Origin of the sequence: Rhodococcus sp. T9N, from assembly GCF_024436645.1 — a bacterium.
GTDB classification, from domain to species: domain Bacteria; phylum Actinomycetota; class Actinomycetes; order Mycobacteriales; family Mycobacteriaceae; genus Rhodococcus_F; species Rhodococcus_F qingshengii.
Window position 1 is genome coordinate 572,950 of sequence record NZ_JAMSKS010000002.1, and the last position, 8,316, is coordinate 581,265.

Here is an 8,316-nt window from a genome sequence, read left to right on the forward strand (position 1 = left end):
ATTCACGGATTCGAGTCTCACGAAGACGACGCGCGGGGCCCTTCCGGCAATGCCGGATTCAAGACCCACAGAACCTTCGCCAGAACCGAGCCTTCGGCCTGAAAACTATGGTTGTGCGTCGGCGTGAACGTGAAGGAATCGCCCGCCGCAAGTACGACGTCTTCGGCATCGACGGCCTCACCGTTCGGATCCGTCCGACCGCCCTCGAACGAGACCCGCAAGCCGCCCTCGAGCACGTGCACGAAGTTCACGTCGATCGGCAGACTGTAGAACTCCCGACCACTTCCGCCGCCTGGTTCCAGCTCGCCGAGCAGCACCTGAATTCGACGCTCGTTGGTAGGCGTGAGCAGGTACTCCGTCATCTTTTCGCCACCGAAGCTGATTTGCGGCATGGCGTCGGCGCGGACTACTTCACCGGCGGACGCATTCTCGAACAGGGATCCGACGGGGATCTCGAGCACCGCGCACACCTTTATCAGGGTCGCCACCGACGCGTTGACGTGATCGCGCTCGAGTTTCGAGAGATACCCCTTGGTCACACCACAGGCCTCGGCCAGGTCGTCGAGGGTCAACCGCTTCGATTGACGTGCCGCCTTGAGCCTCGCCCCGATGCGCGGTCCGACCGGCTCGACCGCTTCCTTCGCCTTGGCCACTGAACCCACTCCTTCACGACCGCCGTGTCCCTTTCAGGAAACAGGGGTTGACAACCGAGCCTCTTGAAGAAACCATACTTGCTCAGAGAGCTACATCACTGAAGGGCGCCCGGTGTGCGCCGAATCGAGAGCAGGGACCTCTGCACATGGCTACCAACAACCCCGGATCGTTCATCGGACCCGTCGACGCCACGCGCGTCCCCCGCTACGCCGAGCCGACCACCTTTGCGCGTCTCCCGCGCCTGGACGAGGTCTCGCGCGCCGACGTGACGATCCTCGGCATCCCCTTCGATTCGGGTGTCAGCTACCGCCCCGGTGCCCGGTTCGGTCCGGGCCACATCCGCGCTGCGTCGAAGCTGCTGCGTCCGTACAACCCGGCGCTGAAGGTCTCGCCCTTCGCCAACCAGCAGGTAGCCGATTTCGGCGACATCGGCGTCAACCCCTTCGACATCCAGGAAGCTCTCACGACGGTTCAGTCCGCCGTTACCGACCTGCGCGCCGACGGTTCCTCCGTGCTCACGCTCGGCGGCGATCACACCATCGCACTGCCGATCCTGCGTTCACTGGCCCGCGATCACGGCCCGATCGCCGTCCTGCACTTCGACGCTCATCTCGACACCTGGGACACCTACTTCGGTCAGCCTTTCACCCACGGCACCCCCTTCCGCCGCGCCAGCGAAGAGGGCCTGATCGACATGGAGCGTTCGCAGCACATCGGCATCCGTGGACCGCTCTACAGCGAGAAAGACCTCGAAGACGACCGCGTCCTCGGCTTCCAGGTGATCCGCAGTGACGACTACGAGGTCGACGGTGTCGCCAGCATCGTCGAGCGCATGCGTAAGCGCCTCGACGGTGGGCCTGTGTACGTCTCCGTCGACATCGACGTACTCGATCCCGCCCACGCTCCGGGCACCGGAACACCCGAAGCGGGCGGCATGACCTCTCGCGAATTGTTGAACACACTGCGTGGGTTGGTGGGACTCAACGTGGTCGGCGCCGACATCGTCGAGGTAGCGCCGGCGTACGACCACGCCGAGATCACCGGTATCGCAGCGGCCCACGTCGCTTACGAGTTGCTGTCGGTGCTCGCACTAAATCGCTGAAGCAGCACAACGGTATCCGTCGTGTGATGCATCTCGGGGTTCGCGGGAAGATCACGTTCCCGCGACTCCGAGACCAACACCTTCCAACCATCGGTGAACAGCGACTCCACGTATTCGGGTGTATGGAGCATGGCCCGATGGTGCTCGGTCGGCGACTCGTGAGGTGAGTGGCCCACGATCAGCAAATGCCCACCGGGCGCGACCAGATCTCCGAGAGCACGGAACAATTCCCCGCGCGCGGGTTCGAGCATGTGGAAGAACTGCGCGGACACCAGATCGAACGAGCGCCCCTGCGGATCCCACTTCGTCAGGTCGGCTTCCAGCCATTCGATGTCGACGCCTTCGCCCTCGACGTGAGCCTGAGCGCGACCGAGCGCAACCGACGAGATGTCGGTGCCGGTGACCTTCCACCCGCGACGCGCCAACCACAAAGCGTCGGCACCTTCGCCGCAACCGACGTCGAGTGCCGTGCCCGGTTCCAGGTCGGAGGCTTCGGCAATCAACTGTGGGTTGGGATTTCCGCTCCAGCGCGCGGGGCGTTCCTCGTACAGCGAGTTCCAGAACTGTGCGTCCGCCTTGGCGTACGGATTCTCGGTGGTATCGGAGTTTTCGTGGTGATTGTGGTGTTCGTGGCTCATGCACCCAGGATGAACGACCCTCCACAACTCACGCAACCATCTTTGCTGAAACAGCAACTTCTCCATTTCGACGCCCTGCTAACGTCACGTCGTGGCCGGTGGATTTCCCGTGTTTCGTCTCTACTGCAGCTCAGCGGGCCCATACGTTTTGTGTTGTGCGCATTTCCCCGAGTTCACCGGTTCGAACTCGGACGAAGAGTTCAGCGTCCAGCAGAGCTTCGACCGCGCAGTCGAGAAGATTCTGCGCGATGCATCCTTCGAACCGACTACCTTGACTTTGGTCGGCGAGCAGCAGGGCTATCCCGTCGGAGACCGACTGTTCGATACGACAGTTCCGCGTACCGGAACCGTCTCGTACGCGTTCCAAGAAGCCGGACCGCCGTGGATCGTTCTCGGCCTTGATGTTTCGGCGGACGAATTCTGGTCCGAAATCGACGACGACGCAGACCTCCACGGTCTCGGCCCCACCTCCCCGTTGAGGTCAGTTCCAGCAACCGTGCTCACGGAGACCGGGTGGCCACGACGAAGTGACCTCGACTCCCCGTGAACTGAACCAGAACTCCAACCTTCGTGAAATCGAACAAAAATCCGCCCGATTTTCGTGAGGATCGACCGAGATGCCCGTCACGTCCTACGCCAAGATTTAGCGGTCACACTCGACTGCGCCCTCACGATTCACTCCCGGGCCCCGGCTCCTTCACGGAGGCACAATGAAACACCGCTCCTATTCGACGCTTGCCGCGACCGCGGGGCTCGCGCTCGTATTGTCGGCTTGCAGCTCGGGAGGCACGTCCTCGGGCTCCGGCGGCGGTGAGCCTCTGACTGACGGAACCTTCCGGTACGCGTTGCAAGGCGATCCGGGTGCACTCAACCCGATCATGTCCGGCTCTGCGGCAACCGCGGAAATTTCGAAGCTGGCGTACGACTCCCTGGTCTACCAGGATCCTGAAACCAGTGAATTCAAACCATGGTTGGCCGAGAAGTGGGAAGAAACGCCGACCTCCGCGTCCTTCACCATTCGTGAAGGCGTGACCTGTACCGACGGGTCGACGCTGACTGCACAGACCGTCGCGAACAACATCAACTTCGTAGCCGATCCAGCCAAGGGTTCACAACAACGCGGCACCACAGTTCCCATCGGCGCTTCGGCCACTGCCGATCTCGCCACCCGCACCATCACGGTAACCACTCCGGCGCCGACCCCGTTCCTCCTCCTCACCATCAGTCGCCTCCCGATCATGTGCGATGCCGGACTCGAAGATCCGACCGCCTCGAACAACAAATCGCTGGGCTCCGGCATGTTCGAAGTCACCGAAGTCTCGGCCAATGACCACTACACGTTCGAGCGTCGTGACGGTTACAGCTGGGGGCCCGACGACACCACCTCCGACACACCGGGTGTCCCCAAGACAGTCATTGCTGTCATGGCACCCAATGTCAGCACCGCAGCAAACCAGCTTCTCTCAGGCGAACTGAGCGCATCTCCGATCGCCGGTCCGGACAAGGATCGCATCGATGCCGCCAATTTCGACTCGGTCCAGCGCCCACTTCCCGCCGGTCAGATGTACTTCAATCAGATTGCGGACAATCCGACCAGCGATCCCGCCGTTCGAAAAGCTCTCGTCCAGGCTGTCAATCTCGACGATCTCGCTGAAGTCATCACTGGCGGCCAGGGCACCCGTGCAACAAGTCTTGTCTCCGTCGAGCCCCGAGCCTGTGTGTACGACTCTGTCGCAGGCAACATTCCGGACTTCGACCTCAGCGCAGCAAAGGCAACACTGGACGCTGCAGGTTGGACCGCCGGCTCCGACGGCAAACGAAGCAAGGACGGAAAGCCGCTGACCCTCCGCCTCTTCTACGCTGCCGGCGAAGATGCGCGCAGCGCGGCAGCCGAGCTCACCCAGTCGGCATGGTCCGACCTCGGTGCGACCGTCGAGGTGACAGGAGCCGACCAGACCAAGGTTGTCGACGTCATGCTCAGTGGCAAGGACAACAACCAGTGGGACATCGCGTGGATCCAGATCAACAATTCGGTTCCCAGCGGGTTCGTCCCGTTCTTCTCCGGTCCTGCTCCGGCAGCAGGTAAGAACTTCTCTTCGATCAACAACCCCGCCTACGAAGCAGCCGTTGCCAAGGCATCCGGCTTGACCGGCGAAGCAGCGTGCGCGGAGTGGGCGGACGCCGAGTCACAGATCACCAAAACGGTGTCCGCAGTCCCGTTTGCAGATACGGTCTTGAGCTTCTACTTCAACAAGGCCGGACTCGCATTCGGTAAGACCTTCATCGGTTCTGCGTTGCGCCTCTACCAGTAGGCCGGTCGACCGAACGCGGTGCGTCAACGAGATACGTCAGATCATTGTGATCTGACGTATCTTGTTGCCACACCGATCGTCTCGTTGTCGAGTTCGACGTAGGTCAGCTGAGGAATGCTGGACGCAAGTTCACTGAAAGCCCACTTCGCGACATTCTCGAATGACGGACGGAAATCGAAAATCTCCGGCCAGGCACCGCTCGCCAATTGCTCGGCACATCGATCGACGGACTCGTCCAGAGCGTCCGTGTCGACAAACCATCCACGTTCTCCGAGTTGGTCGTCCTCGAACGAGAACGCCACTCGCATCGTCACGCGAAATCCGTCGGCAGGCATCAGCGGCGGCAAGTTCTTCGCGTCCCGCACCGGTGCCGGAAGCCCCTGCCTCACAGCGAATGTACGACGGATCTCGATACTGAACATGCGCACCAAGGTATCAATGTTCATCACAATTCTATGAGCGGACCAATCGCGCAATCGCGTCATTTGCTTCTTTGATCTTCGCGTCCGCCTCGGGCCCACCGGCAACAGCGGCTTTGACGACGCAGTGGCCGATGTGGTCCTCGAGCAGGCCCATGGCCACCGCCTGGAGGCCCTTGGTCATCGCCGACACCTGCGTCAGGATGTCGATACAGTACTTGTCCTCGTCGACCATGCGCTGCAGGCCGCGAGCTTGACCTTCAATGCGACGCAGACGCGCCAGGTAGTCGCCCTTGGCGGTGATGTAGCCGTGCGAATCTCCCGTGCAGCACACATCGCCGGTCGTATCACTGCCTTGGACACTGTTTGGGGCACTGCTTGGAGCGTTGCCCACTTCTGTCGCTTCCGACATTCGATGTCCTCCTGTTCGTCAACGCGAGACTTCGCAACAATTCTCGTTACCGGGGCGATGTGCGGAGACTCTTCGACTTCCGTTGTCTTGCAGAGCAATCACTGCGCACATCGCCACGCATTTCGCTACTGCACGAACAGATGGATGCATGGCGATTGCCCATGCCCGTTTTCCCGTTGCTGCGAAACTCATTCGGTCTCAGTGCCCGTGGTGCGAGTGGCTCGAGTGTTCGACCCCAGGCGTGGTCGCATTGTCGGCCGTCAGCGTGAATTCCGCCGTACGCACCACTCCGCCGTGCTTGAAGTCCAAGAACAACCGGTAGTCCTCAGCGCTCGGCATGTTGGCGTAGAAGGTGATTGCCGGTCCAGCCGGCGTGACACCGTCACCGGGGTAGCCGTCCGGATGGACATGGAGATAGGCGAGGTCGGAGGCACGCAACGCGACCAGATGCCCGTATGCGGCAAGGTAGGGCTGCAAGTCTGTGACCGGGATTCCGTCACGACTGACCGAGAGCGTGAGCTTCGATGTCTGGCCGGCATGGGCCGCGCCTTCGAGGGAGACGGTATAGCCGTCGACCGTCGTGGCGGCAGTAGCGGCGGGCAACGGCCGAGGATCGTAGGATCCGGCGACGCGCACATCCGCACTGAGCGTGATTCCGTCACCACCGTCCGGAGTGAAATCAGCGAATACTCGATAGTCTCCCGCATGATCGAAATCGACTGACACATGCCAGTTTCCGTTCTCGTCCAATTCGGGATGCACGTGCTGGAATCCGGTCAGGTCCAGACCGACCACGATCAGATGCAACTGCTTGTCGTGGGTGTCCGTGTACCGGATCAACGGAGTTCCAACCGGATCCAGGATCCGGAACTGCAAGGGGACATGGTTGCCGACGGCCGCCTCCGACGTTGCCAATTCCAGTGTGTAGCCGTTGTCGCTGAACATCTTGCCCTCCAAAGTTTGGGTCGGCAGCACTTTCGTTGCCGTCTGCGTCAGGTTCTGCACTCCTTGACATCGAACCTGTTGCAATTTGTACCATACCCCCCTAGGGTATGCAACGAACTACTCGAACACCCTGAATTCACTCGAAGGAGATCCGATGCGCATCTACGCAGAGCGCCGGCCGAATGAGTTCCAAGAGCAGCATTTCCCCGTGCACCCCAACGAAGCGCTGCGCCGATGTCACCCAGGCCCGCTTACGACACCCCTTGACCACACAAGCATCACCTATACCCCGTACAGGTAAGGAACTCAGAATGTCCACACAACCGAAATCCACCCGTAAGTGGTGGGCGTTGGCGTTGATCGCCGCCGCTCAGTTCATGGTCATCATGGACACCTCCATCATCGGCGTCGCTCTCCCCCAGATGCAGAGCGATCTCGGCTTTTCCCAAGAAGGCCTGACCTGGGTCTTCAATGCGTACGTCATCGCGTTCGGCGGGCTACTCCTCCTCGGCGGCCGCCTGTCCGACCTGTTCGGCGCCCGCAGAGTGTTCTCCGCTGGTTGGCTGATCCTGCTGATCGGTTCCGTTGTCGCCGGTGCCGCCGGTAACGTCGCCGTCGAACTTGCGGGCCGCGCAGTTCAGGGTGCCGGTGCCGCACTCATCGCGCCGTCGGCGCTCACCTTGCTGATGATGCTGTTCGGCAGCACGCAGAAAGAGATGACCAAGGCGCTGTCCATCTACGGCGCTGCCGCCCCGGCCGGCGGTACGGCCGGCGTGTTCCTCGGCGGCGTCATCACCGAATACACCAGCTGGCCTTGGGTGTTCTACCTCAACATTCCCATCGCTGTCATCGCGCTGATCGCTACTCCCCTCCTGATGCCGAACGCACCGGCACGTACCGGGTCGATCGACTTCCTCGGCGCACTCGCTGTCACCGCAGGTCTTGCTGTCGGAGTCTTCGGCATCGTCAGAGCACCTGATGTTGGATGGGGATCCGGGCAGACGTGGCTGGCGCTCGCCGTTTCGGCCGCTCTGTTGGGTGCATTCGTGTTGATCCAGTCCAAGCGTCGGGAACCTCTGGTGCGTCTGGGAATCTTCAAGGCGCCCAACCTCGGTGCCGCGAACATCGCTCAGCTCGTCCTCGGCGCTGCCTGGATACCGATGTGGTTCTTCCTGAACCTGTACCTGCAGCAAGTGCTCGGATACAGCGCCTTCCCGGCCGGTGCGGCGCTGCTGCCGATGACGATCTTCGTCATGCTCGGCATGGTCGTCGTGGCACCACGGGCCATGGCACGCTTCGGTGCAAAAGCGATGATCGTGACCGGATTGCTTGTACTGGGAATCGGTTTGGGTTGGATGTCGTTGATCCGGCCCACCGGCAACTTCTGGGTCGACGTACTGCCGGCATCGCTCGTGGCTGCGGCAGGTATGACGCTGGCGTTCATTCCCTCACTCGGTACGGCGATTTCGGCTGCGCGCCCGGAAGAGGGCGGATTGGCTTCCGGCATCGTCAACGTCAGCTACCAGGTCGGCTCGGCTGTCGGCCTCGCGGTGATGACCGCGATCGCAGCAGTGTTCGGCGCTGATCAACTCGGTGACCTGACGGAGTTGACGAACGGTTTCTCCGCCGTGTTCCTCGGAGCAGCCGCCATCGCAGTGGTTGGCGCAGCAATCACCGCGATCGTGATGCGGTCGACCAAGGTCGACGATCCTCGACCCGTTCAATCCACCGTCAATTCTTGACCAACTCCGGTGGTGGGGGGGGGGGGGGGGGGCCCCCCCCCCCCCCCCCCCCCCCCCCCCCCCCCGGGGGGGGGGGGGGGGGGGGGGGGGGG

Annotated in this window: 9 protein-coding genes; 4 read left to right on the forward strand and 5 right to left on the reverse strand. The window is 61.9% G+C overall.

Annotation, left to right across the window (positions count from 1 at the left end):
* Positions 1–17 precede the first annotated feature (17 nt).
* A complete protein-coding gene (locus M1L53_RS06340) occupies positions 18–653 on the reverse strand; it encodes a helix-turn-helix domain-containing protein (RefSeq protein ID WP_007727089.1) in 636 nt (211 codons plus the stop codon).
* A 146-nt stretch (positions 654–799) separates the two neighbouring features.
* Between M1L53_RS06340 and speB the strand changes: the two genes are divergently transcribed.
* Positions 800–1,756, forward strand: a complete 957-nt coding sequence (speB, locus tag M1L53_RS06345; RefSeq protein WP_003941134.1) for an agmatinase — start codon at positions 800–802, stop codon at positions 1,754–1,756.
* On the opposite strand, the gene M1L53_RS06350 is transcribed toward speB, so the two are convergent.
* Positions 1,720–2,394, reverse strand: coding sequence for a bifunctional 2-polyprenyl-6-hydroxyphenol methylase/3-demethylubiquinol 3-O-methyltransferase UbiG (locus tag M1L53_RS06350; protein ID WP_054187931.1), 675 nt, complete (start codon positions 2,392–2,394; stop codon positions 1,720–1,722). The two genes, speB and M1L53_RS06350, sit on opposite strands and share 37 nt — an antisense overlap.
* A 91-nt stretch (positions 2,395–2,485) precedes the next feature.
* On the opposite strand from M1L53_RS06350, the gene M1L53_RS06355 reads away from it, so the two are divergent.
* Complete coding sequence (locus M1L53_RS06355) at positions 2,486–2,941, forward strand: hypothetical protein (protein ID WP_230359464.1); 456 nt, start codon at positions 2,486–2,488, stop codon at positions 2,939–2,941.
* A gap of 163 nt (positions 2,942–3,104) precedes the next feature.
* Entirely contained in the window at positions 3,105–4,706 is a 1,602-nt protein-coding gene (locus M1L53_RS06360; protein WP_003941166.1) for an ABC transporter substrate-binding protein, read from the forward strand.
* Positions 4,707–4,747: 41 nt separating this feature from the next.
* Here M1L53_RS06360 and M1L53_RS06365 read toward each other — a convergent pair whose 3' ends face one another.
* The 3 genes from M1L53_RS06365 to M1L53_RS06375 form a co-directional block, all read right to left on the reverse strand.
* Complete coding sequence (locus M1L53_RS06365; protein ID WP_054187872.1) at positions 4,748–5,152, reverse strand: 6-carboxytetrahydropterin synthase; 405 nt, start codon at positions 5,150–5,152, stop codon at positions 4,748–4,750.
* A gap of 7 nt (positions 5,153–5,159) precedes the next feature.
* Entirely contained in the window at positions 5,160–5,537 is a 378-nt protein-coding gene (locus M1L53_RS06370) for a metal-sensitive transcriptional regulator (RefSeq protein WP_083471196.1), read from the reverse strand.
* Between the two features lie 198 nt (positions 5,538–5,735).
* Positions 5,736–6,482, reverse strand: coding sequence for a hypothetical protein (locus tag M1L53_RS06375; RefSeq protein WP_397517557.1), 747 nt, complete (start codon positions 6,480–6,482; stop codon positions 5,736–5,738).
* A 311-nt stretch (positions 6,483–6,793) separates the two neighbouring features.
* Between M1L53_RS06375 and M1L53_RS06380 the strand changes: the two genes are divergently transcribed.
* Positions 6,794–8,224, forward strand: coding sequence for an MFS transporter (locus M1L53_RS06380; protein WP_041814608.1), 1,431 nt, complete (start codon positions 6,794–6,796; stop codon positions 8,222–8,224).
* The last annotated feature ends 92 nt before the right edge of the window (positions 8,225–8,316 follow it).